At 67.1% G+C, this 25,709-nt stretch carries 23 protein-coding genes; 9 read left to right on the top strand and 14 right to left on the bottom strand.

The features are described from left to right. Window positions 1-4: 4 nt before the first annotated feature. The 12 genes from RWX87_RS04205 to RWX87_RS04150 all read right to left on the bottom strand — a co-directional run bounded on the left by RWX87_RS04205 (window position 5) and on the right by RWX87_RS04150 (window position 12,429). On the bottom strand, window positions 5-286 hold the full coding sequence (locus RWX87_RS04205) for an HU family DNA-binding protein (RefSeq protein WP_314687284.1): 282 nt from the start codon (window positions 284-286) through the stop codon (window positions 5-7). 157 nt (window positions 287-443) lie between these two features. Further along, complete coding sequence (locus RWX87_RS04200) at window positions 444-2,882, bottom strand: lysylphosphatidylglycerol synthase transmembrane domain-containing protein (protein ID WP_314687283.1); 2,439 nt, start codon at window positions 2,880-2,882, stop codon at window positions 444-446. Further along, window positions 2,879-4,324: an adenylosuccinate lyase gene (gene purB, locus RWX87_RS04195; RefSeq protein ID WP_314687281.1), complete on the bottom strand. Its 1,446-nt coding sequence runs from the start codon at window positions 4,322-4,324 to the stop codon at window positions 2,879-2,881. The genes RWX87_RS04200 and purB overlap by 4 nt, the downstream gene beginning before the upstream one ends. A gap of 43 nt (window positions 4,325-4,367) precedes the next feature. Then, complete coding sequence (locus RWX87_RS04190; protein ID WP_314687278.1) at window positions 4,368-5,846, bottom strand: alpha/beta hydrolase; 1,479 nt, start codon at window positions 5,844-5,846, stop codon at window positions 4,368-4,370. Beyond that, a complete protein-coding gene (locus RWX87_RS04185) occupies window positions 5,843-6,109 on the bottom strand; it encodes a hypothetical protein (RefSeq protein WP_314687276.1) in 267 nt (88 codons plus the stop codon). Before RWX87_RS04185 ends, RWX87_RS04190 begins: the two co-directional genes overlap by 4 nt. 131 nt (window positions 6,110-6,240) lie before the next feature. Then, a complete protein-coding gene (locus RWX87_RS04180; protein ID WP_314687274.1) occupies window positions 6,241-6,927 on the bottom strand; it encodes a DUF6466 family protein in 687 nt (228 codons plus the stop codon). Next, window positions 6,924-7,976, bottom strand: a complete 1,053-nt coding sequence (locus RWX87_RS04175; protein WP_314687272.1) for a vWA domain-containing protein — start codon at window positions 7,974-7,976, stop codon at window positions 6,924-6,926. The genes RWX87_RS04180 and RWX87_RS04175 overlap by 4 nt, the downstream gene beginning before the upstream one ends. Next, the gene (locus RWX87_RS04170; protein ID WP_399552298.1) at window positions 7,958-9,031 is read right to left on the bottom strand and encodes a VWA domain-containing protein; all 1,074 of its coding nucleotides are present in this window, start codon (window positions 9,029-9,031) and stop codon (window positions 7,958-7,960) included. Before RWX87_RS04170 ends, RWX87_RS04175 begins: the two co-directional genes overlap by 19 nt. Before the next feature lie 2 nt (window positions 9,032-9,033). Beyond that, window positions 9,034-9,555 carry a hypothetical protein gene (locus tag RWX87_RS04165; protein ID WP_314687268.1) on the bottom strand — a complete coding sequence of 174 codons (522 nt, stop codon included), beginning with the start codon at window positions 9,553-9,555 and terminating at the stop codon, window positions 9,034-9,036. After that, the gene (locus tag RWX87_RS04160) at window positions 9,552-10,505 is read right to left on the bottom strand and encodes a DUF58 domain-containing protein (RefSeq protein WP_314687265.1); all 954 of its coding nucleotides are present in this window, start codon (window positions 10,503-10,505) and stop codon (window positions 9,552-9,554) included. The genes RWX87_RS04165 and RWX87_RS04160 overlap by 4 nt, the downstream gene beginning before the upstream one ends. After that, on the bottom strand, window positions 10,502-11,569 hold the full coding sequence (locus RWX87_RS04155) for a MoxR family ATPase (RefSeq protein ID WP_314687263.1): 1,068 nt from the start codon (window positions 11,567-11,569) through the stop codon (window positions 10,502-10,504). The genes RWX87_RS04160 and RWX87_RS04155 overlap by 4 nt, the downstream gene beginning before the upstream one ends. Window positions 11,570-11,667: 98 nt before the next feature. Then, window positions 11,668-12,429, bottom strand: a complete 762-nt coding sequence (locus tag RWX87_RS04150) for a uracil-DNA glycosylase (RefSeq protein ID WP_314687260.1) — start codon at window positions 12,427-12,429, stop codon at window positions 11,668-11,670. A gap of 121 nt (window positions 12,430-12,550) precedes the next feature. On the opposite strand from RWX87_RS04150, the gene RWX87_RS04145 reads away from it, so the two are divergent. The 3 genes from RWX87_RS04145 (at window position 12,551) to groL (ending at window position 15,730) form a co-directional block, all read left to right on the top strand. Then, a complete protein-coding gene (locus tag RWX87_RS04145) occupies window positions 12,551-13,192 on the top strand; it encodes a LytR C-terminal domain-containing protein (protein ID WP_314687258.1) in 642 nt (213 codons plus the stop codon). A 292-nt stretch (window positions 13,193-13,484) separates the two neighbouring features. Next, the gene (locus RWX87_RS04140) at window positions 13,485-13,688 is read left to right on the top strand and encodes a cold-shock protein (RefSeq protein ID WP_314687256.1); all 204 of its coding nucleotides are present in this window, start codon (window positions 13,485-13,487) and stop codon (window positions 13,686-13,688) included. A gap of 410 nt (window positions 13,689-14,098) precedes the next feature. After that, entirely contained in the window at window positions 14,099-15,730 is a 1,632-nt protein-coding gene (groL, locus tag RWX87_RS04135) for a chaperonin GroEL (protein WP_314687254.1), read from the top strand. A 185-nt stretch (window positions 15,731-15,915) separates the two neighbouring features. Here the strand turns inward: groL and RWX87_RS04130 are convergent, their stop codons facing one another. Continuing rightward, the gene (locus RWX87_RS04130) at window positions 15,916-16,209 is read right to left on the bottom strand and encodes a WXG100 family type VII secretion target (RefSeq protein WP_314687253.1); all 294 of its coding nucleotides are present in this window, start codon (window positions 16,207-16,209) and stop codon (window positions 15,916-15,918) included. 72 nt (window positions 16,210-16,281) lie between these two features. Here RWX87_RS04130 and RWX87_RS04125 point away from each other — a divergent pair, with 72 nt between their 5' ends. The 5 genes from RWX87_RS04125 to RWX87_RS04105 all read left to right on the top strand — a co-directional run bounded on the left by RWX87_RS04125 (window position 16,282) and on the right by RWX87_RS04105 (window position 21,638). Further along, complete coding sequence (locus RWX87_RS04125) at window positions 16,282-17,247, top strand: TPM domain-containing protein (RefSeq protein ID WP_314687251.1); 966 nt, start codon at window positions 16,282-16,284, stop codon at window positions 17,245-17,247. Next, window positions 17,231-17,974 carry a response regulator transcription factor gene (locus RWX87_RS04120; protein ID WP_314687248.1) on the top strand — a complete coding sequence of 248 codons (744 nt, stop codon included), beginning with the start codon at window positions 17,231-17,233 and terminating at the stop codon, window positions 17,972-17,974. The genes RWX87_RS04125 and RWX87_RS04120 overlap by 17 nt, the downstream gene beginning before the upstream one ends. Then, window positions 17,974-20,004, top strand: a complete 2,031-nt coding sequence (locus tag RWX87_RS04115) for a sensor histidine kinase (protein WP_399552297.1) — start codon at window positions 17,974-17,976, stop codon at window positions 20,002-20,004. The genes RWX87_RS04120 and RWX87_RS04115 overlap by 1 nt, the downstream gene beginning before the upstream one ends. 92 nt (window positions 20,005-20,096) lie before the next feature. Continuing rightward, window positions 20,097-20,486, top strand: coding sequence for a cold shock domain-containing protein (locus RWX87_RS04110; protein ID WP_314687244.1), 390 nt, complete (start codon window positions 20,097-20,099; stop codon window positions 20,484-20,486). A 42-nt stretch (window positions 20,487-20,528) separates the two neighbouring features. Next, window positions 20,529-21,638 carry a DUF3027 domain-containing protein gene (locus RWX87_RS04105; protein ID WP_314687242.1) on the top strand — a complete coding sequence of 370 codons (1,110 nt, stop codon included), beginning with the start codon at window positions 20,529-20,531 and terminating at the stop codon, window positions 21,636-21,638. Window positions 21,639-21,778: 140 nt separating this feature from the next. Here the strand turns inward: RWX87_RS04105 and RWX87_RS04100 are convergent, their stop codons facing one another. Next, window positions 21,779-22,792, bottom strand: a complete 1,014-nt coding sequence (locus RWX87_RS04100; RefSeq protein WP_314687287.1) for a universal stress protein — start codon at window positions 22,790-22,792, stop codon at window positions 21,779-21,781. A gap of 191 nt (window positions 22,793-22,983) precedes the next feature. On the opposite strand from RWX87_RS04100, the gene RWX87_RS04095 reads away from it, so the two are divergent. Further along, window positions 22,984-25,590, top strand: coding sequence for an ATP-dependent Clp protease ATP-binding subunit (locus RWX87_RS04095; protein ID WP_314687240.1), 2,607 nt, complete (start codon window positions 22,984-22,986; stop codon window positions 25,588-25,590). Window positions 25,591-25,709 lie beyond the last annotated feature (119 nt).

The following is a 25,709-nucleotide window of genomic DNA, read 5'->3' as shown; positions in this document are numbered from 1 at the left end:
GGGCCTAGCGCGCGACGGCCTTCTTGAGCAGGGAGCCGGCGGAGATGCGCACGCCGTAGGAGGCGGGGATCTCGATGGTCTCGCCGGTGCGGGGGTTGCGTCCCGTACGGGCGGCGCGCTTGACCCGCTCGGCGGAGAAGAGACCCGTGAGCTTCAGGCCCTCACCCGACTGCAGAGCCTCGACGAAGACATCCTGGAAGGCGTTGACGGCGGCCTCGGCCTGAGCCTTGGTCAGGTTGGACTTCTGAGCGATCTTGGAGACGAGATCAGACTTGTTGTATGCCATGAAAGCATCCTTCTTGGTCAGGGGCCCTCACTGTGTACTCAGGCCACGTTCATCAACAGATACTACCGCAGTTTCCCGCCGTCAGGCCGCGAACGGCGCGGGTTTTGCAAGGTTTCACGGCCTCTGTGGACGGATGGTCGGGGCGACCGGGCGGGGGTCAGAGCATGTCCTTCGAGGACAGCCATCTCATGGCGGCGGCACCCAACGGGATGCGCAGCCAGTAGAACACCACGCGGTAGAGCAGGGTTGCCGACAGAGCCACGCCCGCGGGAACCCCCACGCCGGTGAAGGAGAGGCTCAGAGCGGCCTCGACGGCTCCCAGACCGCCCGGGGTGGGCACCGCTGAGGCCAGGGTGTTGGCCAGCAGGAAGACGAACATGGTCTCCACGGGGTTCGTCCGGCATCCGAAGGCGAGCAGACATACCCAGAAGCCCAATGCGGTGGCGACATTGAGCACCAGGGCACCTGCTCCGGCCGCCGCCAGTCTGTCCGGCCGTGCGATGACCTCCATGAAGCGATGGGCGTACGAGGCCATCAGCGGCAGATAGCGGTGCGTGAGCAGACGTCGCAGGGGTGGGACCGCCATGGCCAGGCAGAAGGCGAGGACGATCGCGCCGATGACGATGACCAGGGTGTTCGTCGGTATGGCCCCGGACAGCGTGCTGCGTCCCGTGAACAGGCCGAGCACCACCGTGATGGCTATGGTGGCCAGTCCCTGGATGCCCCAGGTGGCGCCGGTGACGGCCGTCGCCTCCGCGTTGCCCAGCCCGCGACGTCTCAGGTACTGGAGATTGACGAAGGCCGGACCCACGCCCGCGGGCATGGACACCGCCGTGAACCCAGCCGCCACCTGGGTCATCGTCAGAGAGGGCCAGTCCCGTTCATCGTGGTCCACGAAGGCGCCGAGCGTGACCGCGGAGCCCGCCCATGCGACCATGCCGCAGAGCACGGCGACCAGGGCCCATACCGGTTCGGCCTTGCGCACGGCATCGATGACCTCGTCGGGCCGGAGCTGCGTGAAGACCACCGCCACGGCGATGACGGCCAGGGCGATGGTGAGGAACGATCTGATGCTGAAGCGTGAAAGGGTTACCGTCTGCGGAGTCTGCGCCTCATCCTCCTCGGCCGAACCCGTCTCGGCTCGTATCTCGGAGATCAGCTGCCGGTTGCATCCCTCCAGCGATCGCGTGGCCATGGGCAGAGCCGCCCTCTGGATGAAGGGGGACATCGTGGAGAGGTCGTGGCGGCTCCAGACGCGTCGGGCGGCCGACATGGCCCTGTCCGGTCCGAGAAGCGCCGCCATGAGGAGGATGAGCTGCACGCGGTCGAGCATGACGCTGGCGCCGGCGCTGGCGCAGTCCCCGTTCTGCCAGCCGGCGATGACGGGGGTTCCGTCGCCAAGCCGCGCGAGGCAGTCGGGGGTGATCCGACGATGGGTGTAGCCATGCGAGTTCGCCGTCCGAAGGTAGTCCATAAACGCGTAGGCGTCCTCGTCGGTGATGTCCTCCGCCCTGCAGGGGATCGGCGCCGACGAGGCGTCAAGAACGAGAAGCGAGGACTCCCCGGTGTCCGCGGCTCCGTAGGGGTCCGGGGTCCGCAGGCCGGCATTCTCGAGGCCGAGCAGCATGGCGAGATGATGATGGGTGGCATCGGAGACGGAGCGGTCCCGTCTGACGGGAATCCCGCTGAGACGAATCCACTGCCACCATTGTCCGAGATATCCCGCCACATGCGCCTGACCGTCCAGCACGGAGACGACGAAGCGTCGTCCCTCGCGGGTTTCCGCATCATAGAGACGGGATCCCTCGACCAGGTCGTCGTCCGGCGAGGCGGGGGGCAGAACGGTGGGGGAGTCTTCATCGCGCCGGACGAGGCGGATGGGGTCCAGGCCTATGGACCTCAGCGCCTGAACGATCTGGTCGCCCCATGCGCCCTGGCTCACCGTGCCGGTGGCGAAGCGCAGCAGGGTGCCGACGAGACGGGCGATGGCGAAGGAGACGAAGGTTCCGGCCACCGAATACCACAGCACGGCCACAAGTATGGCGGCGATGGCCATCAGCCCGTTCCATCCCCATTTGACCGATGATCGCGTCCTGCGTGGTCCCGCCACCGTGAGGAAGGCGCCCACGCCGGCGTAGATGTCGGGGATGAGCATCGTCGAGGCGCCTGATTCCACGGAGGTCAGCGAGGCGAGCAGACCGGCGTCCCCGATGCGTGCGATGAGCAGGGACAGACCCCAGGCGCCCGCGTATCCGGCGAACAGAGCGATGACGGACATGGCGGACTGAAGCCATGCGCGACCCATCAGCATATGGACGAGCACGGTCACGACGATCGCCAGTGTGGTGAGCTGCTGGAGCAGGGAGGCCGGCATGTTCATGAGCCAGTCGATGGACCTGACCACCGTATGCGCGTCGGACTCGACGCCGGAGGTCACGCCGTGGAGCATGGACGCCGACAGCAGCACGAGAAGACCCGTCACAAGGGCGAAGACGGCATGCACGAGGTCTCCGAGGCTGCGGGTGCGCCGGGGCGGCGTGTCCGTGACGGCGACGGTGCCCTTCCCGCCGCCGTCAGGGGAGGAGGCGTCAGTCATCGGCGGGCGAAGTCGACCAGCCTGTCCGCGCATCCCGTGTACGTCGCGGGGGTCAGGCGGCGCAGACGGTTCCTTGTGGCATCATCGAAGTCAAGGGAGTCGATGAACGACTCGATGTCCTCCCGGCTGATCTCATGGCCGCGCATCAGCTGTTTGACCTGCTCGTAGGGATGCTCCATGCCCTGGCGCCCGGCGAGCTCCGCAGCGCGCATGGCCGTCTGAATCGGCTCGCCAAGGACCTCCCAGTTGTCGGCGAGTTCCGCATCGATCGCCGCGTCATGCGGGTGGATTGCCTCGAGGCCGCCGAGGAGGTTGTCGAGGGCGAGAACCGAGTAGCCAAGTGCGGATCCGATGTTGCGCTGCGTCGTCGAATCCGTCAGGTCCCTCTGCCAGCGGCTTTCCACGAGCGTGGCGGACAGGGAGTCGAGCAGGGCGCAGGACAGCTCGAGGTTGGCCTCGGCGTTCTCGAATCGGATGGGGTTGATCTTGTGGGGCATGGTCGAGGATCCGGTGGCACCCTTCACCGGCTCCTGGGCGAAGACGCCCCGGGAGATGTACATCCAGACGTCCACCGCCAGGTTGTGCAGGATGCGGTTGGCGTGGCTGATCGTGCCGTAGAGCTCGGCCTGCCAGTCGTGGCTTTCGATCTGGGTGGTCAGCGGGTTCCACGTCAGCCCCATCCTCTCGGTGACGAAGCGGCGTGAGGCCTCGATCCAGTCGACGTCCGGGAAGGCCGCCAGATGGGCGCCGAAGGTTCCCGTGGCCCCGTTGAGCTTGCCGAGGTACTCCTGCTCACGGACGTGTCGCAGCTGCCTGCCCAGGCGGTGGACGTAGACCGCGAGCTCCTTGCCCAGCGTCGTGGGGGTGGCCGGCTGACCGTGCGTCAGGGAGAGCATGGGACGGGCGCGGTAGCGCTCCGCGCGGTCGGCGAGGAGGTCCGCGACCGCCTGGACCTCGGGAAGCCAGACGTTCTCGATGGCCTGCCTGACGCAGCGGGCGATGGCGAGGTTGTTGATGTCCTCGGAGGTGCAGGCGAAATGCACCAGCGCCTCCAGCCGCGGTAGCTGGGTGCCGGGGCCCAGGACGGAGGGCGATTCCCTCAGGGCGTCGTCGATCGTGTATTCGACCGCCTTGACGTCATGGTGGGTGACGGACTCATGGGCCGCATGGCGGGCGATGCCCTTCGCGTCGAAGCCTTCGGGGATGTCGCGCAGATAGCGCTTTTCGGCGTCGGTGAGGGGCTCGACGCCCTCGATGAGGGGTTGGCCGCCCTGCTCCGGGAAGCCGTTGGCCAGCAGGATCATCCATTCGACCTCGACCCGAAGGCGCTCGCGGTTGAGGGCCGGTTCGCTCAGGTACTCCACCAGCGGCTCGGTCTGCCGGCGGTAGCGTCCGTCAAGGGGGGACAGGGGGATGGCGGGGGTGATGTCGGTCAGCTTCATGGCCTCCACACTACGTCCAGCCGTGAACGTGACGGCCGTCGTCCTAACGGTTTCGAGTCTGGTTCCTGGTGGGCGCGGGTTCCATGCGCCCGCGCCAGTAGGTCGTCGAGACGAGACCGCCCGCGAGCAGCGAGGAGACATCGGCGTCCTGCGTCCTCACCGCCGGGGATCCGATATCCAGCGCGTCGGCGAGGGCCGCCTGATGATAGCGCAGCCAGTGGCTGATCTCCTTTCCGTCGGGCGCCCCATCGACGGGGGTCCCCACGCCGGTCGAGCTCCGGACCCGCGTCCCACGGATGGTGACCCAATGGGGACGGGTGGGATTCGGCGCCCCATCCAGGGCGGCGACGACTTCGTCGTCGATCTCGATGCTCGTCACCCTCACGTCCTGGGGGATGGGATGGTTGGCGATCGGCGAGCCTGCCGTCAGCACGTGGCGGACCGCGAAGGAACCGGTCATGTCGGAGGCGATGGCTGCGGCGACGATCCCGCCCTGGGAATGTCCGGCCAGCGCCACGGGCTCGTCGCGGCCTATGCCCGCGCGGCGCATGGCCTCCGCCACCATCCGCGCGCTGTCCGCGCGCATGCGTCGGGAGGGATCCGAGCTCATCAGCTCCACGTTCTGCGCCCATCCGAAGGGGGAGTCGGGCCGTCCGTCGGTTCCGGGGATGAGCACCAGCCATGAGCGGCGTCCCGTGGCGTCCCGGTACTCCTGGATGCCGATGGTGCCATAGGACAGTCCGCTTCCGAGCCCGCCGTCGATGCGTTCGGTCCCCAGACGGCTGAGGTTGGCGAGCACGTCGGCGATATCCCGCGATTCCCCTGCCACGGGTGCGTCGGCGCTGACTTCGGTGAGCTTCAGCTCGTTCCCCTGGATCAGATCGGTGATGCGTGCCGTCGCCGAGGCAAGGAGGTCGGCGGCACGGTTCACCTCGTCGCGCATGACGGCGGCCGGAAGAACGCCGAGGCCCGCGACGATCCCCCCGATGCCGGTCATCAGACCCTCGTGCAGGAAGGCGGTGGACGTGAGCGCCTCGATCGGATCGCCTGATCCGAGCATGGCGCCTCCCATGGCCGTCGCCGCCGTGGCGCCGGCGGCGAGTGGAAGAAGGGGGATGGGGAGCATGCGCATCCCGGTCCCCAGCAGTTCGTTGACGATTCGTCGCGTCGTCGTTTCCGTGTGCGAGTACAACGAGCCTGCCCGGATGACGAGAGAGGCGAGGGATTCCATGGTCTCGGCGAGTGTCCGACATGCGCGGGCGTGCTCCCGGCAGCGATCGCCGACGAGATCGAAGGGCAGGGACCGGTGCCGGGGATCCTCCGGCGCCCATGGGGACGCCGGGCATAGGGCCATAATCGGTCTGCGGGCCTCGATGCGCATCAGAGTGGCCGTCCAGGACAGCCCCTCGCGTCGTGCCGAGGCCGCGGCCATTCTCAGGGCCGAGGCGGCCGCGTGGAAGCGCCTCAGATCGGCGACGGCGATGTGGCCTCCTTCGACCGAGGACACCATGTTCCAGCTCATCGCGCCGTCGCCGCCAGAACGATGCGCCGCGTCCGTGACAGGGACTCCGCAAGCCCTTCTGCGCGGATCATGACGTCCTCGGCGCGGGCGCGGAAGCCTTCGGAGGCATGGCCCGACCAGCCGTCCAGCATGATGACCCCGCGAATCCGCCGGAGCTCGTCGAGGGATGATGTCGTGGAGCGGACCGAGGACTCCATCAGATCCTCGACGTCTCGCAGGATGCCTGGGCAGATGCAGGGGGGAGCGGGTGAGATCAGATTCATGCCCTCATCACAGCCTCGTCATGGTCGCCGTCCGTCCATGGCCCGCGAGTGTGGTCGCGGACGGGCATGCGTGGTCGCGACCGGAAGGGCCTGTGGGTCCCGGACGTCAGCCGAGCATGGTCAGCGACCGGTCACCAGGGCTTGGTCGTCGACGATGACGTCGACGACGGAGACGTGGTCGAGGACGTCGCGGAGGCAGACGCGGATGAGGAGCTGAGCATCCTTTCGATCTCCTGGCGCTGCTTCTCCGTCAGCCCGCTGGTCGTTGACGTCGACGCCGATGAGGATGGGCTCGGTGAGGACGATGCGGACGCGGATGCCGAAGGCGAGGACGTCGAGGACGATCCGGCGTCCGAGGAGGATCCGTTGATCGCGTCGCGGATAAGCGACGTGAGTCTTCGCGAGGTGGAGGCGTTCGATTCGATGGTGTTTCTGACCGCCGGAAGAATCGCTCCCGAGGCGGTCAGGGCGTCGTCGAAGCGGGCGTCCGTCTGCTCCTGCTGCACCAGCAGCGAGGACAGGTCGGGGTCGGAACGGGACGCCGCGGACAGGTTCGAGGACAGGGCCGCGGCGGCCTGAGACCCCAGGGTGGCGGCCCGGAGGTTGAGCCCCGCGAGCGCGGCGACCCCCAGAAGGACCAGGGCGAGCATGATGAGGACTATGCGCACGGTCAGGGGCGCGCGAGGCCCGTCATCGGCCGCTCCGGGACGTGGCGCGGGGGCGGGGGCGGAGACGACCGTCCTCGGCGCAGGCGCTGTTCGCGCCTTCTTTCCCTGACGCCTTCCCTGACGGGTCGTTCGTGCATGGGACGCCGTCATAGCAGCCTCCTCGAGGTGCGGATCCACTCGCCGAGCTCGATCGCCAGAAGCAGTGTCAGCACGGCGGCGAGCGGCCAGACGACGGCCGTTGTCCGGCGCCGCCGCGTGGTGTCGGACAACGTCCTCCAGGAGGAGGACGTCTCCGAGGTCACGGCGTTCCTCGCGGTCGTCGTCGGTCCCATCACCATGCTCGTGCCTCCCATCTCGTCGGCGATGGCCTTCAGGGTCGCCACGTCCATCTTCGAGATTCCGGGCTTTCCGGTGGTCGGGTCGGTCACCCAGGCGTTCGTGGAGGTGCCTGACGAGGCCGAGGCCCCGGACGAGACCACGGGGATCCTCCCGCCGGTCGCGGAGCCCGTGCCGAGCACGAAGGCGTCGTCGAGATAGGCGCGCAGCGAGGAGTACGTCCGCCTGGTCGTGGAGGAGGTCTGCTCGCCGTCGGTGACCAGATACAGGACGATGACGTCATGCGCGTGGGCGGAGCGTATCGACCTGAGGGTGAGCAGGATGCGGTCCAGCGGCGTGTCCAGGCTCGATCCCGCGGAGGTCGAGGTCGGTTCGACGGACAGGGTGTCGGCCCAGTTCGTCAGGGCGAGGACGTCCGGCGTGAGCGGAACGTCAAGGGATGCGGTCGATCCGAAGCGGATGGCGGCGAAGCTCGAATCGGGGTAGAGGGATGTGATGTCCCTCACCGCCGACTTCGCGGCCGACAGGCGGCTGACCCTCGCCGAGGAGCCGTAGCGCGCATCCGAGACGCCCATGGAGCCGGTCACGTCCACGGCGACGACGACGTCCATGCCCCTGACGGCCGTGGTGGATACCGTGGATGCGGTCGAGGGGGTCAGGGCGAGGAGGGCGACGACCAGGCACATCGCGGCGCGGCGGATGACGGCCCCGACGGTTTCATCGGTCACCTCGGCGTGTCGCGCACCGCGGACATGGCGGATCACGACCGCCGCCGCCAGAGCCGCCATGACCGTGCAGACGGCGACCGCGACGGGCCAGCCCCAGACGGGGGCGAGGACCATGGTCATCTTTTCAGCCTCCATGCCATGAGGATCCAGGCGATCGCCGCGACGGCCAGAGCCGCGACCCACCATCCCGGGGCGTCGACGAGCGAGGCGCGTTCCCGGCTTGCCGAGGATCCGGAGCGTCGGCTTTCGACGTCCCGCACGAGGTCCTCCACGGAGGCCCCCGACGTCACCGACAGGAAGCGTCCGTCATGGGAGTCGATGGACTTCCTCATGGCCGTCGCGGTGGCGTCATCCAGGGTGCTCCGCGGCCCGGAGTACAGACCGTCGACGGTAATGGAGGCCTGCGAGGTCAGGTCAAGCGCCCTGTCGAGCGTGTAGGTCGGCTTCCCAGCCACGATGTTGTCCGTCGCCAGCAGTATCGAGGCCGAACGGTTCGATGCGTTCGGGGACGTGGAGGATCCCGATGATGACGACCCTGATCCATAGAGGAATCCTGGCAGCAGGGATGCGCAGCCTACGAGGCCGTCTCCGATAAGCGAGGTGGCGTCCTTGCGGTTCTGCGTCCCCTCCAGCCAGTCGGAGATCCTTTGGTAGTCGCTGTCGCTCATCCTGTCGATGTCGTCCTGGCTCTGCACGCCCTTGAGGATCGCGCTGGCGGATTTCAGCTGGCTGGTGACGAGGTCGTAGTCGTCGGTCAGAGGGAACACCGTGCGCGAGGTGGAGTTGAAGATGCTCAGCCCGATGCGTTCGCCCTGGAAGCCCTCGACGATGTCGAGGTAGGTGTTGATGACCTCCCTGTCGTAGGGGAGGGTCGATCCCGAGACATCCAGGCAGAGGACCACGTCATGGTTCGAGGAGCTCTCCGACCCCGATTCGATCAGCGATGGTCGTGCCAGAAGAGCAAGCGACAGCGCCAGGCAGGACACGAGAAGGGCGAGCGCCATGCGGTTCAGCCGTCTCCACCGTCTCAGAAGCGACGATCCGGACTCCGTGGAGAGATCCTCGTCGACGTCGAAGACGGGTGCCTCATGATCATGCCGACGTCGGGGGGCGAGGACGATGACGAGGACGATCCCGAGCGCGACGGCAGCGCCGATGAGCCCCGCCAGGGGCCAGTGCCAGGAGGGCATCGTCATCCTCGCCACCTCGATATCAGCGCATCCACCCATTCGGCCGCCTGACGCACGTCGTATCCGTCAGTGGCGCCGTCGGGCATCCTGGAGAACTCTCGCGGGTAGAGGGCGGATATCGTCTGCCGCAGGCGATCCATCCCCAGCGGTTCCGCGGCGCGGAGCCGGGAATCGGACAGATCGGCGAGGGTGAGCATGGACATGTCCCTACCCGTCCGGTGGGAGGCGAAGTCGCGTGCCACTTCGGCGAGGCGCAGGAACGACCGGCTCTCGTCGCATTCACCCCTCCCATGGGCCTCGACGATGTCGGCCACGCGACGATGCCAGACGCCGTCGCCGTCGTATCGCTCATGCGCGCCACGACGCGGTGCGAGGGTGCGCGGCCGACGCGGGCGGGACAGGATGATGGCCGCGAGGACGAGGATCAGCGCGGTCGTCGCCGCGGCCGCCAGAACGAGCAGTGGGAGGGACCCGGATCCAGGCTGCACGACGCGCAGACCGGTGACGTCCAGCGAATCCGTCATCGCGCCCTCCAAGCGGCGGCGTCGGCGAGCCCCTGGGCTCCCTGCGCCGTGCCTCTGGCGAGGGCCGCCTGTCGGACGAAAAGGCCGAACATCGAGTCGCTCGAATCGGCGCGCATGATCCGGGCCCCATGCCGTGTCAGCTCGCGACCGACGCTTTCGGACAGGAAGCGGCGATGAACGTCCACGTCTCGCGCCGCCGCATCGCCCATGAGGAAGGCGGGGATGCGGCGCCCCCGCGTGGCCAGTCGGAGCTCGCCGAGCGCCCCCTGGGGTGCGGCGAGAGGGTTCGCGGTCACGACGCTCGCCACGAGCAGGGGATGGCCCCGCGTCAGCCTTCGGAGCATGGGCACGTGACGGCCGCGCAGAGCGTGGTCCTCCGTCGCGAGAACGACCATGCAGCGGCGGTCGGCGATGCTCGAGGCATAGTCGAGAAGGGAGTCCATATCCCGCGGAGCGTCCCAGTCCCGGTCCAGCGCCGTGTCCAGCATCCGCTCGAACCGGGACAGGCCGCCATGGAAGGGCATGCGCACGATTCGTCGGGAATCGGCGAACACCAGGGAGATGTCGTCGAAGCGTCTCAGGCTCAGGGAGGCCACCATGCACAGGGCGTTGGCCGCCACCGCCCAGGCGCGCTCGCCGGAGGGGCAGATCCCGGTCATCTCCCGTCCGACGTCGACGAGCATCCACACGCGGGACGTCGCGGTTCTTTCCCTTCGGACGACGAGCGGACGTCCCGCCCGCGCGCTCGCCCTCCAGTCGATGAGACGCGCCTCGTCCTCGACGGTGTACGGACGAATGTCCATGACGTCGCCGGATCCTCCCGCCCTCCCGGAGGGATGCTCCCCCTCGAGAAGCCCCAGCGCACGTCGGACCGTGGGAATTCCCAGGGTCGAGCCCAGACGTTCGATACGACGGCGGACGTGTTCGGCCGGAAGCGATCCCTCGGTCATGGGACGGGGACCGCCTCGATGACGTCATCGATGACGTCATCCGCGCGTACGCCGTCGGCGAGCGCCTCGAAGGTGAGGAGGATTCGGTGTCTGAGCACATCATGTGCGAAGCGGCGCACGTCCTCGGGGATCACGTAATCCCGTCCCGACAGCAGGGCGGTCGCCTGCGCCGTGCGCACCAGTGCTATGGAGGCGCGGGGACTCGCTCCCAGACGCACCCGATCCGAGAGCCCCTTCACGGGATGGGGACCGCCGCCGCGTGTCGTCCAGACGATGCCGACCGCGTAGTCGGCGATGGCATCGGACACATGGATGCGACGAGTGCTCTCCCGCAGGAACCCCACCTCGTCCAGGGATACGGTGTCCTGCCCCAGGGAGGCCGGGTCGACCGAATCCGAGGGGCGCTCCGAGAGCATCGTGAGCATCCGGCGCTCCTCGTCGGGGGTGGGATACGTCATGACGGTTTTCATCATGAAGCGGTCCATCTGGGCCTCCGGCAGAGGGAACGTCCCCTCCTCCTCGATCGGGTTCTCGGTGGCGATGACCATGAACGGGGAGGGCAGGGCGATGCGTTCGCCGCCGATCGTCGTGGCGCCCTCGGCCATGGCCTCAAGCATGGCGGACTGCGTCTTCGCGTTGGATCGGTTGATCTCGTCGAGAAGCACGATGTTCGCGTGGATCGGCCCCGTGCGCGTGACGAACCGCTGCGAGGCGAAGTCGAAGATCTGGGTGCCCACGAGGTCCGAGGGCATGAGGTCCGGCGTGCACTGGACGCGCCGGAAGGTGCCTGACACCGAGGTCGCCAGGGTCTGCGCCGCGGTCGTCTTCGCCAGGCCGGGAACGGACTCTATGAGGATGTGGCCGCCCGCGGCCAGCGTGATGATCAGGGCCTCGCGCAGATCCGTCTGCCCCACCAGGGTCCGTGAGAACCGCGAGCGCAGACGGTCGGCGAGGGAAGCCGCGCGGCGCAGCTCGTCCGGCGTGGGCCCGGCCGTCCCGTTCGCGCCCGTGGTCTGCACGGACACCCTGGGCTCGGAGAAGGGAGGCTGTGGGGGAAGGGTCATGGCGTCACGCTCTCGTATCGCTCGGGTATCGCTCTGGTAGGGCTCTGACATGGTCGGTGTGCCATTGTAGCCGGCGGTGCCGAGAGCCCGCCGGCTCGTCAGCCCTGTTCCTCATGTCGGTTCGCCGCGGGAAGACTCCAGTCCACCGGCGCCGCGCCCATGGATTCGAGGGCGGCGTTGGCGCCGGAGAAGGGCCGGGACCCGAAGAATCCGTGTGATGCGGACAGAGGGCTGGGATGGGCCGAGGCGATGATGGCGGCATGGTGGAGAAGAGGAGCGAGGTTCCGGGCGTTTCGCCCCCAGAGAATGGCGACGAGTGGCCTGGGACGCCCCTGGGCGTCGACGCGGGCGTCCAGCGCGCGGATGGCGGCCTCGGTCACCGTCTCCCATCCCTTGCCCTGATGGCTGTTGGGCCGGCCCACCTGCACGGTCAGGCAGCGGTTGAGCAGCATCACGCCCTGCATCGTCCAAGGGGTCAGGTCGCCGTTCACGGGGGCGGGCACCCGGAGGTCGTCGCACATCTCGCGGAAGATGTTCCTCAGGCTTGCGGGAAGAGGATGGACCTCCGGGGCCACGCAGAAGCTCAGACCCACGGGATGCCCCGGTGTGGGGTAGGGATCCTGCCCCACGATCAGCACCCTGATCGAGTCGAACGGGATGGTGAACGCGCGCAGGATGTCATGCGAGGCCGGCAGCCAGCGACGACCCGCGGCGTTCTCGGCGCGAAGGAAGTCCCCCATTCGGTGGATCGTCGGTTCGACGTCCGCCAAAGCCTTCGCCCATCCCGGGTCCACGAGCTCGCTGAGCGGTCTGATGCGCGATTCGGTCACACCGTTCACCGTAGGGTCATGCCCCGTCATCGTGTTCGGGGCATGCCGCGGCCATGCTGTGGATGTACCGTGGACATGGGGGTGACCACCCTCGATCGAAGGACCGGGCGCGATAGACTTCGACGGTCGGTGCAGTGAAGGGAAGACCATCATGGCGCGTAGGCAGTCCAATTCCGACGTCGTCGCAGACAGGGACGTGTTCGATGATCCTCCGGAGGGTCCCGTGGGGGTGCATCGAGGGTCGCGCTCATGGGCGGTCAGGATCGCTCCGGTGCTCGTCACCTTTCTCGTCGCGGCTCTGGTAGGGCTGGTCGTGTGGGGCGTGTTCTCGGGCCAGGCGTCCAGACTGGTCTCCCGGGCGGTCGGGTCCTCGTCCTCCTCGTCGACCGTGGCATCCAGCTCGTCCTCGTCGCGGTCCTCGGCGTCGTCAGGCGGGTCCTCGTCCTCTGCGTCCTCGTCCTCTGCGTCCTCTGCGTCCTCGTCCTCCTCGTCGGCTGCCTCCTCGTCCTCCGCCGTCTCTCAGACCGTCAACAAGTCGACCTCGATCCGGGTCGTCAATGCCACGGGCGTGACTGGATATGCGGCGCGCAAGGCCGCAGTGCTGACCCAGGCGGGGTACACCACCGTAGTCGCGGCGAATCCCAGCGGTTCCACGCCTTCGCAGACCGTCGTGTGGTATGAGAACGAGACGGACGAGGCGACGGCGCAGGACGTCGCCAGCACGCTGGGGATCTCCTCGGTCGAGCAGATGTCCGGCCTCTCCGCCCCGATCGTCGTGGTCCTGATCAACTAGGCGCGTCTCCCTGCGGCGCGCCCATCCGCGCGTGGGGCGGCTTCGGAGCCTCCCGTGGCCGCTCGCGCCGACGTCCTTCCTCCGGAGCCCTTCTCGTTGGCGTCGGCCGTCCTCGAGACCGGCGCGATTCCTCCCTCGTCCCCGCGTGTCCGCGGGTTTTCTCCCGGCATCTTCGGGAGCGGCGTTTCTTCCGGTTTCATCTGTATACTGAAACACGCCGCGAGATGGTGAGCGCGAAATTGGTCGGACTCTTCTGTATGTCTGTGCGGTGCTCGAATGAGGGATGATTGCAATGGCACAAGGTACCGTGAAGTTTTTCAATGATCAGAAGGGCTACGGATTCATCAGCCCCGACGATGGCGGAGAGGACGTGTTCGTCCACTACTCGTCCATCCAGGGCGATGGACATCGGACCCTTCATGAGAATGACCGGGTCGAGTACGAATCCGAGAAGAGCCCCAAGGGTCTTCAGGCGACCACGGTGAAGCGCATCTGATTCGCTTCTGACCGTCCTCCGGGATGGTTGGGGTCCGGTATCCGCGAGGGTGCCGGACCTTCTTTTTTCTGAAATCGTTGCCCTCTCATCTCTTTTCGCTTCCACCGCTGGCTCCTTCGCTTCTCTCCCTCCCGTTTCCTTCGTTTCCATTTTCCGACGCGTCCCTCGCCTTTCCGGCGGTACCGGGCTTTCCGCGGGGCCTCGTCGTTTGGCGTCGGCACGGTCGTGGGATTCGGTCCGCGTCCTCATGCCCTCGGCGCAATCGACGCGTCGTGTTGGCACTCCCGTGACGTGAGTGCTAATCTCGCGTTTAGCACTCGGGATGGATGAGTGATAAGGCGGCAGCTGACGGCCGGCCATGGCTCTCCGTCGCGGGTGGGATACACACCCTAGCCATATGTGGAGGAACAATGGCAAAGATCATTGCATACGACGAGGAGGCCCGTCAGGGCATGCTCGCTGGTCTGGACAAGCTGGCGAACACCGTGAAGGTGACGCTGGGACCGAAGGGACGCAACGTCGTTCTCGACAAGACCTATGGTGCTCCCACCATCACCAACGACGGCGTGTCCATCGCCAAGGAGATCGATCTCGAGGACCCGTATGAGCGCATCGGCGCCGAGCTGGTCAAGGAGGTCGCCAAGAAGACCGACGACGTGGCCGGTGACGGCACCACGACCGCCACGGTGCTCGCCCAGTCTCTTGTGCATGAGGGTCTGAAGAACGTGGTCGCGGGATCCAACCCCATCGCCCTCCGTCGCGGGATCGAGAAGGCTTCGGACGTCATCGTCAAGGAGCTGGTCTCCGCCGCCAAGGACGTCGAGACCAAGGAGCAGATCGCGGCCACCGCCACCATCTCCGCCGCGGATCCCGAGGTCGGCGAGAAGATCGCCGAGGCTCTGGACAAGGTCGGACAGGATGGCGTGGTCACCGTCGAGGACAACAACCGCTTCGGCCTCGACCTTGAGTTCACCGAGGGCATGCGCTTCGACAAGGGATACATCGCCCCGTACTTCGTCACCAACGCCGACGACCAGACCGCCGTGCTCGAGGATCCGTACATCCTCCTCACCTCGGGGAAGGTGTCGAGCCAGCAGGACGTCGTGCATATCGCCGAGCTCGTCATGAAGACCGGCAAGCCGCTCCTCATCATTGCCGAGGACGTCGACGGTGAGGCTCTGCCCACGCTGATCCTCAACAAGATTCGCGGAACCTTCAACTCCTGCGCGGTCAAGGCCCCCGGGTTCGGCGACCGCCGCAAGGCCATGCTCCAGGACATGGCCATCCTCACCGGCGCCCAGGTGGTGTCCGACGAGCTCGGCCTCAAGCTCGATTCCATCGACGCGTCCGTGTTCGGCACCGCCAAGAAGGTCATCGTCTCCAAGGACGAGACGACCATCGTTTCCGGCGGCGGTTCGAAGGCGGAGGTCGACGCCCGCGTGGCCCAGATTCGTGCCGAGATCGAGAACACCGACTCCGACTACGATCGCGAGAAGCTCCAGGAGCGTCTTGCCAAGCTTGCCGGCGGCGTCGCCGTCATCAAGGTCGGCGCGGCCACCGAGGTCGAGGCCAAGGAGCGCAAGCACCGCATCGAGGACGCAGTGCGCAATGCGAAGGCCGCCATCGAGGAGGGTCTGCTGCCGGGAGGCGGCGTGGCTCTCGTCCAGGCGGCGAGGAAGGCCGAGGACGACGCCGAGATCAAGGCTCTGAGCGGCGAGGAGGCGACCGGCGCGGCCATCGTGTTCCGTGCCGTCGAGGCCCCGATCAAGCAGATCGCGGAGAACTCGGGCGTCTCCGGTGACGTCGTGTTCAACAAGGTCCGTGACCTGCCGGCGGGACAGGGCTTCAACGCCGCCACCGACACCTATGAGGACCTGCTGGCCGCCGGAGTGGCGGACCCGGTGAAGGTGACCCGTTCCGCTCTGCAGAACGCCGCCTCCATCGCCGGACTGTTCCTGACGACCGAGGCCGTCGTGGCCAACAAGCCGGAGCCGCCGACCGCGCAGCCGAATCCGGGTGCCGGCGCCGACATGGGCTACTGAGCCGGATAAGGCGTTGCATATCCCCTTGCGGGGATGCGCCTCCCGCCGCTGACGGGTGATTGCGTGGAGGGGGGGCCGGTTCCTATGGGAACCGGTCCCCCTCCGTCTGTTTTCTTCACCCCGGGAGACGTCCGGAGCCCCCGGCCGTGGCAGCGGGTGGTCCCGTCAGCGGCCGTGGTCCCGGATCACGATCCCGAGAAGAGACGCGATGCCTGGGTCTCCGCGTCGGCGTACACGTCCGAGGCTTGCGACAGCGCCCTCTGGATGGATTCGAGGGACTGCTCCATCTGCTGTTGGGCGGCCTTCCACTGGGTGACCACGGATCCGAACTGGCTGGCGGCCCCTCCCCGCCAAGCGCTCTGGAGGCCTGTGAGATTCGCGTACATTCCATTGACCGCGTCACGTATCGATGACACCGAAGCGCTGACGGCCGCGCTGGATGAACGCAGATGCTCGGAATCAACCTGGAACTGTGGCATGATGTCCCCTTCGCTGGACGATGTTCCCGACGTGCGGAACGGTCGAGAAGACCGCCCGCTATGGTGGAGGATATGATCTGGACACGCGTAGGGCGGGGCCCTGCCTCGGGTGTGGTCGATGGCGAATGCGCCGAGGGAATGGTGCGAGGGATTGGACCCGGGGCCACCGCCCGGATGATGTCGACGATTCTGCTCATCGTGGCACTGGTCCTGGCCTCCGGCGCGTTCGCCCTTGTCGCCGTTCCGAGCGCGTTCGCCGCATCGGAGAACGACTCCGGGGTGACGATCAGCGATGACATCACCGACACCGAGAACCTGCTCGGATCGGATTTCTCCTCGGTCAACGACGCCATCACCAGAACGAAGAGGACGACCGGGGTTTCCGTGAGGCTGCTGTACGTCTCGAGTTTCGGAACCGAGTCATCCCCCTCCGCATGGGCGGCCGACCTGCTGGAGTCGCTCGAGCCCCAGGCGAACACCGTGCTACTCGCCGTGGCGTCCTCGGACGGCAGCCTTGTCGTGGCGGTCTCATCGAATTCGGATTCCTGGCTTCGTAGCCAGTCCACGGTCGACGACCTGTCGGCGGCCGCCCTGCGACCGCTGGTGAAGGGAGATGACCCCGACTGGTCGGGTTCTGCTCTGGCCATGATGTCCCAGATCTCGACGAAGAAGGCCACCGCGACTTCGACGCGTACCCGCGTGGTCAGCGTCGTCGCGATGGGGGCGGTTCTCGTCGCGTTGGTGGCGATGGGCGTCCTGCTGACGGTCCGCAGGCGTCGTTCATCCCGCCATTCGGCCTCCAGACGTCGTCATGGAGGACCCTCGGCAGGCATCGGAGGTCTCGTGAAGGGAATGCTCGGCGTCCTGCCACGGCCGCGAAGACGGCATGGCCGCCGGGCCTCGTCCCCGCATCGCCCACGACGCGCACGACGGCATGGGGAGGCGTTGACAGGCGGTTCTCTCGACCAAGATTCAGACGGTGTTCAGGAAACCTCCAGAGATCCGGGGCAGGCTGGAAACCATGAGCAAAGCGATTGAGGCATCGATTGTGGTGGTCGACGACGAGCCGTCCATCCGCGAACTTCTTGTGGCGTCCCTTCATTTCTCCGGTTTCGAGGTGGCTACGGCGGCATCGGGTTCCGAGGCCATCGAGGTCATCGAGAAGACGCGTCCCGACCTCATAGTCCTCGATGTGATGCTGCCCGACATCGACGGCTTCACGGTGACCAGACGCATCCGCCAGGAGGGAATCGACGCCCCCGTCCTCTTCCTCACGGCCCGAGACGACACCCAGGACAAGGTCATGGGACTGACCGTCGGAGGGGACGACTACGTCACCAAGCCCTTCAGTCTCGAGGAGGTCATCGCCAGGATCCGCGCCATCCTGCGTCGCACCCATGAGCAGGTCGAGGACGACCCTGTCATCCGCGTCGGCGATCTGGAGATCAACGAGGACTCGCATGACGTCTCCCGCGCCGGGCAGGCCATCGATCTGAGCCCCACGGAATACAAGCTTCTGCGCTATCTCATGGACAACGAGGGACGTGTGCTGTCCAAGGCGCAGATTCTCGACCATGTCTGGCAGTACGACTGGGGGGGTGACGCGGCCATCGTCGAGTCCTACATCTCCTATCTGCGCAAGAAGGTCGACGGCATCGAGGTCGTCGACGAGGACGGAACCGTGCGCAAGGTGACGTCGCTGATCGAGACGAAGCGCGGCATCGGCTACATGATTCGAGCGCCGAAGGACGCCGCGGCGCGGTGATGACCCCCGACAGTGCCGCGCCGCCCGCGTCGGCGCCGAAATCAGGCGCGAAGCCCGCCCGCGTCCATCGGCCCAATCGGGTGACGGCGTTCGTCGTCCGGCGTCTGGACCGCGTGCCTCTTGGCGTCAAGCTCGTCGCCGTGACGATGATTCTCCTCATCGTCGGAATGGTCGGGGTCTCCTTCTCCATCCGACAGCTCGTCGGCAGCTATCTGCTTGGCAAGACGGACACCCAGCTCGTCCAGCAGGCGGAGCTCGTGTACAACAACGTCGCCCTGCTGAGCAGCAAGGATGGCAGCCAGTCGACCGCCGGCCCGACCGACTACTTCCTGCAGGTGAGGGACACGTCCGGCAGGATTCTCGCCACGCCCCTGGTCCCCGTGCTCAAGGGCGGCGTGGTCTCCATGCCGACGCTTCCCTCGAATGGCAGCACCGATGACGTGCAGCTGGGAAAACCCTTCACCACGCAGTCCACCGTCTCCTCGGGATCCTCCTCGAGCGCGGACCATGCCACTCTCCAGGCGGCAAGGGCCCCCTGGAGGGTTCTGGCGCTGCAGTGGATGGACAAGTCCAGTGACGGGACCAGCGAGGTCGGCGGCGTCGTCTACATCGGACTGTCGCTGAGCGACCAGATCGACACGGTCGGCACCCTCACCCGGTACACCGCCATGGTCGGGATCGCCATCATGCTTCTCGGCGTGGTGATCGCCACCCTGCTCATCCAGCGCACGCTCGCACCGCTGAAGCGCATCGAGAAGACGGCAGCCAAGATCGCGGCCGGCGACCTCAGCCAGCGCGTGCCGTCGGCCCCGGAGAACACCGAGGTCGGTTCGTTGTCCGCCTCGCTCAACGCCATGCTCGCGCGAATCGAACGCAGCTTCCACGAGCAGGAGGAGACGACGGAGAAGATGAAACGCTTCGTCTCCGATGCCAGTCATGAGCTTCGCACGCCTCTCGCCGCCATCCACGGCTATGCCGAGCTGTACACGATGCAGCGTGGCATGCCGGGCGCCCTGGATAGGGCCGATGCGTCGATCGCTCATATCGAGGCCTCCAGCTCGCGTATGACCGTGCTCGTGGAGGATCTGCTCTCCCTCGCGCGGCTGGACGAGGGCCGGGGCATCGACGTCAGACAGACGGTCAACCTCACGTCCCTGGTCAGGGACGCTGTGGACGATCTTCACGCCTTGGATCCGGGGCGCGGCATCAGGGCGGGACGGCCCACGCTGGGCCGTTCCGACCCGTCGTCGCCCTCGCATCTTGTCGCGGAGGACGGCCCCCTGCCGGAGGTGGCTCTGCCGGGCGATCCCTCGCGCATCAGACAGGTCATCACGAACATCGTCGGCAACATCCATCGCTATACCCCCACCGACTCGCGCGTGGAGGTGCTGCTGGGCACGATGTCCGCGGCCCTGCCTCCGCAGGAGCTGTCCGCTCTCCCGCCGACGGAGGGGTCCCTGCGTGGTTTCCTTGACGCGGTCGAGGTGGGGCAGTCCGTCGGGGGCGGGACGACGTACGCCGTTCTGCGTTTCGTCGACCATGGTCCGGGGGTCCCCGCCGAATCGCGCGGCCAGATCTTCGAGCGCTTCTACACGGCCGATCCCTCGCGCGCCAGGGAGAAGGGCGGCACCGGTCTGGGTATGGCCATCGCCCTGTCCGTGGTGCGGGCGCATCGCGGGTTCATCGTCGCCACCGAAACCGAGGGTGGCGGTCTGACGCTCACCGTGATCCTTCCGGTCGCTTCCCCGGTCGCCGTGATGGAGGACGACGGGAACGACCGCTCGGAATCCCGGAAGCCCAAAGGACCGAGACGTCCACGAGGAGGGGTCTGGGGAATGCGTCGTGGCCTGGATGCGGGACGGGAGGAGACGATGGATGCCGGGACTCGAATCCCGGATCGCCCGGATTCCCGCAGCGATCCGGATGGACCCGCGTCCCGGGAGGCTGCGCCTGCGGAGAATGGGGAGCGCGAAGTCCCCGCCGCTTCGCGCGGCGCTGATGGCAGATCATCCGACGGCACCGTGGGGTAGACTTGACTGTGAATGCCCGGTTCCGAGGCCTGTGAAGGCCGGAACCGGAACATGCGGAAGAGAACGGTTCTGGGAAACGGAGTGTGAAGGCTATGCCGACCGGAAGAGTGCGCTGGTACGACGCGTCGAAGGGCTATGGGTTCATCGCCGATGAATCCGGGCATGACGTGTTCCTTCCCGCCGCCGCGCTCGCCGACGCTTCGGCGTCGCCCCGGAAGGGCGTCCGCGTGGAGTTCTCGGTGGTCGACGGGCGCAGGGGCCCGCAGGCCATGGACGTGCATGTCATGGCGGCCGTCCCCTCCATCGTCCGAGCGACCCGTCCGCGTCCGGACGACATGGTGGCGATCGTCGAGGACCTCATCACGATGCTTGACTCGGCGGGCAACGGACTTCGCCGGCATCACTACCCCTCATCCTCGGAAAGCCGCAAGCTGGCGGCTCTGCTGCGGGCTGTGGCCGATGACTTCGATGTGCAGGACTGATCGGGACCGATGATGGATTCCGGGACGAGAGGACGGCAGACCGTGACGAATGCACGGGGCATCGCGCTATCCGCCGCGCGCGAGGTCGCGGAGGACCCCGACAGGGTGGGTCCCTTCGTCGTCTCCGAGGATCTGGGCGACGGCGTGAGCGACTTCCGCTTCGTATGCCTGATGAAGGGGTATGAGGGCTGGCAGTGGTCCGTGACGCTTTTCCACGACGCCGATCGCGACGTCTGGACGGTGGACGAGTCGACTCTCGTCCCCGCCGAGGGGGCTCTGCTTCCCCCGGCATGGGTGCCATGGAAGGATCGTCTGCTCCCTTCGGATCTCTCGGTCACCGATGCGCTCGGAACCCCGGCCATCGATTCCAGACTCGAGGATGGCCTCAGGCTTCAGGGTGCGTCGCGGAACGCCGAGGAGCCGCGCGATGAGGACGGATCCGAAGGGGCTGGGCATCCGTCGCATGATTCCGCGCAGGGGGCAGCGGGTCCCGTGGAGGCTTCTGCGGATGCCGTGGCCGAGGACCTTGGAACCTCGGCCATCGACGGAACCGATGTCGGGGACGAGGATCAGGACGAGGCCGTGGACCGCTTCGCACTCACGCGTCGCCGGGTCCTCAGCCCCGTGGGACGCTCGCAGACCGCGGAACGCTGGTATCAGGGTCAGCATGGGCCCAGGTCGCTGTCCACGCGAACGGCGGGGAAGGACAACCCCTGCTCGACCTGCGGTTTCCTCGTCCCCATCGCCGGAGACCTGGGACGGATGTTCGGCGTCTGCGCGAACGTGTGGAGCCCCGACGACGGTCGAGTGGTGTCGCTCGATCACGGATGCGGGGAGCATTCCGACATCGGCCAGCCCGCGCCGACGCCGCTGTGGATGCAGTCCGCCCCGGCCTACGACGACACACGCATCGACGTGATCCGTCGGATTCCCCGGGAGGAGTCCTCGGAGGTCGAGCTGATCGAAGGCATGGACGCGGACGTGGACTCATCGGCATCCGACGACGGACCTGACGACTCGCGGGACCGGGATTCGCCAGTCGTGCCCACCACGGGGCGATCCTCCGGGGACGGTTCCGACGTGGACAAGACGTCCGGCGCTGATCGCGGGGAGATCGAATCCTCCTCCACGCCGGACGCCGGACGGGCATAGGAGACGGACCAGCCCGGCATCCGGCATGCCCGGCATACGATGACCGATCCGTCGTCGCCGGGAACCTGCCGGCCCTGGCGAAACGGCCGTGGCGTCATCCACGAGGCCGGTCGCCGTCCGCATGGTCGGCACCGAGGAGACTAATGCACCACGGTGACCGTGCATTCGGCCAGAGACACGACCTGACGTGAGACCGACCCCATGAAATGGGCGTCCAGACCGCTGAGCCCGCGTGATCCCACGACGACACGGGAGGCGTAGCGGGAAGCGTCGATGAGTCCCTTGGCCGCAGGAATGTGGAAGGCGTGAAGAACGGGAGGGGTGCGATCGTCGATGCCCGTCTCCTGCACCACCCGTCGTATGACGGATTCGGCATGCCTCTGAGCCGCGTCCAGCGGAGCCACGGCGTTCTCGTATCCCGGGATCTCCCCGAGGTCGCGCAGCTGCCAGCAGAACAGGGCATGGAGAGGACGGGCATGCACCCGCGCCGCCTCGGCGGCGAAGCGCAGAGCCCGACGGGACGAGGGCGAACCGTCGAGACCCACCACGATGGCGGCACGGGCCGTGCCGGGCGCCTCGTCCCCCGCCTTCTCCCCGGGTGCCCCCGATGACGAGGGGTCGGGCGACAGGGCGGTCGCGATTGCGTCACGGACCTCTCTGTCATCCGCGTGCGTTCTCACGATGGTGACCGGGACCCTCGCCTCCTCGGCCAGTGATGCGGACAGGGATCCCGTGAACCATCTGGCGACCCGTCCCAGGCTACGGCGTCCCACGACGATCTGCTGGGCCGAGGACCCGAGCCTCAGAAGAGCCGAGGTCCCTGAGGAGTGGACGGAGACCAGCGACAGCTCCTCCGGACTGATGGCGACGCCCTCGCACGCCTTCGAGGCCCATTCGCGCAGACGCCGGGAGATGCGGTCGCTGACGGCTTCCCAGGCCGTGTCGTCGTCAGGCTGGGGGCCCATATCCCAGGAGTGCGTCCACCCGTACACCACGGTGATGGGGAGTCCGAGGGCGGAGGCCTCAGACAACGCCCATCTCAGTGCGGCGAAGGATTCAGGGGAGCCGTCCACTCCCACCACCACGTCGCCGGAGCGGGATCGCCCGTACCGCGCGTCGAGCCCCGATCGTCCGGTCGGAACCGTCGCAGGCATCATCGGATCGGCCATGGCATCCTCCTCGATTCGTCCTCACCAGCTTATCCGCTGCCCCGGCCGGCTGGGTCATCGGGCACGGGAGTGATGCGCGGTGACGTTGCGCAGTGAGCGCAATGGCGGAGGACCGGGAAATAAAGGTCACCGTGAATCGGTAGAGTGGGGTGGACTGACACATCGAAGGAGACAGCATGTTCGAACGGTTCACCGACCGGGCGCGGCGCGTCATCGTGCTCGCCCAGGAGGAGGCCCGCAACCTTCAGCACAACTACATCGGCACGGAGCACCTGCTTCTGGGTCTGATCCGCGAGGGCGAAGGCGTTGCGGCCAAGGCGCTGGCCTCCAAGGGGGTCACTCTCGACGGCACCCGCAAGCAGGTCGAGGAGATGATCGGCAAGGGCAATGCGGCGCCGAACGGGCACATCCCCTTCACGCCGCACGCCAAGCAGGTCCTCGAGCTCAGTCTGCGCGAGGCACTGCAACTGGGGCACAGCTACATCGGCACGGAGCATATCCTTCTCGGCCTGATCCGCGAGGGCGAGGGCGTCGGCACGCAGGTCCTCATCAAGATGGACGTGGACCTCGGCGAGCTGCGCTCCGCCACGATCGACCTCATACGCGGTTCCGCCGCGACGACCGACGCGTCCGCGACGAACGACCTGGCCAATGCGGGTGGCGTCCAGGACAAGCGCGGACAGACGGGGTCGGCCATCCTCGACCAGTTCGGCCGCAACCTCACCGCCGAGGCGGCGCAGGGCAAGCTCGACCCCGTCATCGGCCGCAGCGCGGAGATCGAGCGGGTCATGGTCGTGCTGTCGCGGCGCACGAAGAACAACCCCGTGCTCATCGGCGATCCCGGCGTCGGCAAAACCGCCGTCGTCGAGGGTCTGGCCCAGAAGATCAACGCGGGTGACGTCCCCGAGACGCTGAAGGCCAAACAGGTGTATTCGCTGGACCTCGGGTCCATGGTCGCCGGGTCCCGATACCGCGGCGACTTCGAGGAGCGTCTCAAGAAGGTGCTCAAGGAGATCCGGACCCGCGGGGACATCGTTCTCTTCATCGACGAGATCCACACCATCGTCGGGGCTGGAAGCGCCGACGGCGCGCTGGGGGCCTCCGACATGCTCAAGCCCATGCTGGCACGTGGCGAACTGCAGACCATCGGCGCCACGACGACGGACGAGTATCGCAAGTACATCGAGAAGGACGCGGCCCTGGAGCGCCGCTTCCAGCCCATCCTCGTCCATGAGCCCACGATCGCCGAAACCATCGAGATCCTCAAGGGCCTGCGCAGCCGCTACGAGAACCACCATCACGTCAGCATCACGGACGAGGCCCTCCAGGCCGCCGCCGAGCTGTCCGCGCGGTACATCCAGGACCGCCGTCTGCCCGACAAGGCCATCGACCTCATCGACGAGGCGGGCGCGCGCCTGCGCATCAGGAGGCTTACGGCGCCGCCGGAGCTCAAGGAGCTCGACGCCAGGGTCGCCAAGGTGGCCACCGAGAAGGACAAGGCCATCAAGGACCAGGACTTCGAGAAGGCCGCGCAGCTGCGCGACGCCCAGGAGAAGCTCGAGGCCGAACGCAAGGAGAAGGAGTCCTCCTGGAAGCAGGGGGAGTCCGACGCCAGCATGATCGTCGACGAGAACGTCATCGCCGACGTGGTGTCCAGCACCACGGGCATCCCGGTGTTCAAGCTCACGCAGGCCGAGTCCAAGAAGCTGCTCGGGATGGAGACGGAGCTGCACAAGCGCATCATCGGCCAGGACGAGGCCGTGTCGGCGCTCGCCCGATCCATCCGCCGAACGCGGGTCGGGCTCAAGGACCCGCATCGCCCGGCGGGGTCGTTCATCTTCGCGGGTCCCACGGGAGTGGGCAAGACGGAGCTGGCCAAGGCTCTCGCCGAGTTCCTCTTCGACGACGAGGACGCGCTTATCCGCGTCGACATGTCGGAGTTCTCGGAGAAGTACGCGGCCTCGCGGCTTTTCGGAGCGCCCCCCGGGTACGTCGGTTACGAGGAGGGTGGGGAGCTCACCGAGAAGGTGCGTCGCAAGCCCTTCTCCGTGGTCTTGTTCGATGAGATCGAGAAGGCCCATCCGGACATCTTCAACACGCTGCTGCAGGTGCTGGACGATGGTCATCTCACCGATGGCCAGGGGCGCAAGGTCGACTTCAAGAACACGATCATCATCCTGACGACCAACCTCGGCACCCGTGACATCGCGAAGGCGGCCAACACCGGTTTCAGCCTGGGATCGGACACCGAGACGAGCTACCAGCGCATGAAGGACCAGGTGGCCAGCGAACTCAGGCAGCAGTTCCGGCCCGAGTTCCTCAACCGTCTCGATGACATCATCGTGTTCCGGCAGCTCACCGAGCCCCAGGTGCGCCAGATCGTCGATCTCGACATCCGCAAGCTCGACGACAGGCTTTTCGACAGGCATATGTCGCTGGAGCTCACCGACGCCGCCAAGGACCTGCTCGCCCAGAAGGGCTTCGATCCCCTCTTGGGGGCTCGTCCGCTGCGCCGCGTCATCCAGCGCGACATCGAGGACGCCATCTCGGAGAAGATCCTCATGGGCGACCTCGACGACGGTGAGAGAATCCGCGTGGATGCGGAGGGCGAAGGCATCCTCGGCGAGTTCACCTTCACCGGCGAGAAGCTTGCGGACGACGCGGGCTCCTCGGAGACGGGCGGGGACAAGACGGCCGAGCTGGTTGCGGCCGCCGCTCCGTCCGGCGGTGACGGAGGCGATTCGGGTTCCTCCGAGGGGACGACGGACTCCTCCACGTCCTGACGGCCGTGCTCAGATGAATGAGGGGGGGGGGCCCCCACCCCGCGGCCCCCCCCCGTAAAAAAACACACAAAAACCGGGGGTAAGCCACCCAAACCCGGCCACCCCACCATGCTTGTGGG

It is taken from the genome of uncultured Bifidobacterium sp. (genome assembly GCF_963540075.1).
Taxonomy (GTDB): Bacteria; Actinomycetota; Actinomycetes; order Actinomycetales; family Bifidobacteriaceae; genus Bifidobacterium.
The sequence above is the reverse complement of the archived record's forward strand: the minus strand, read 5'-3'. Positions and strand labels throughout refer to the sequence as shown.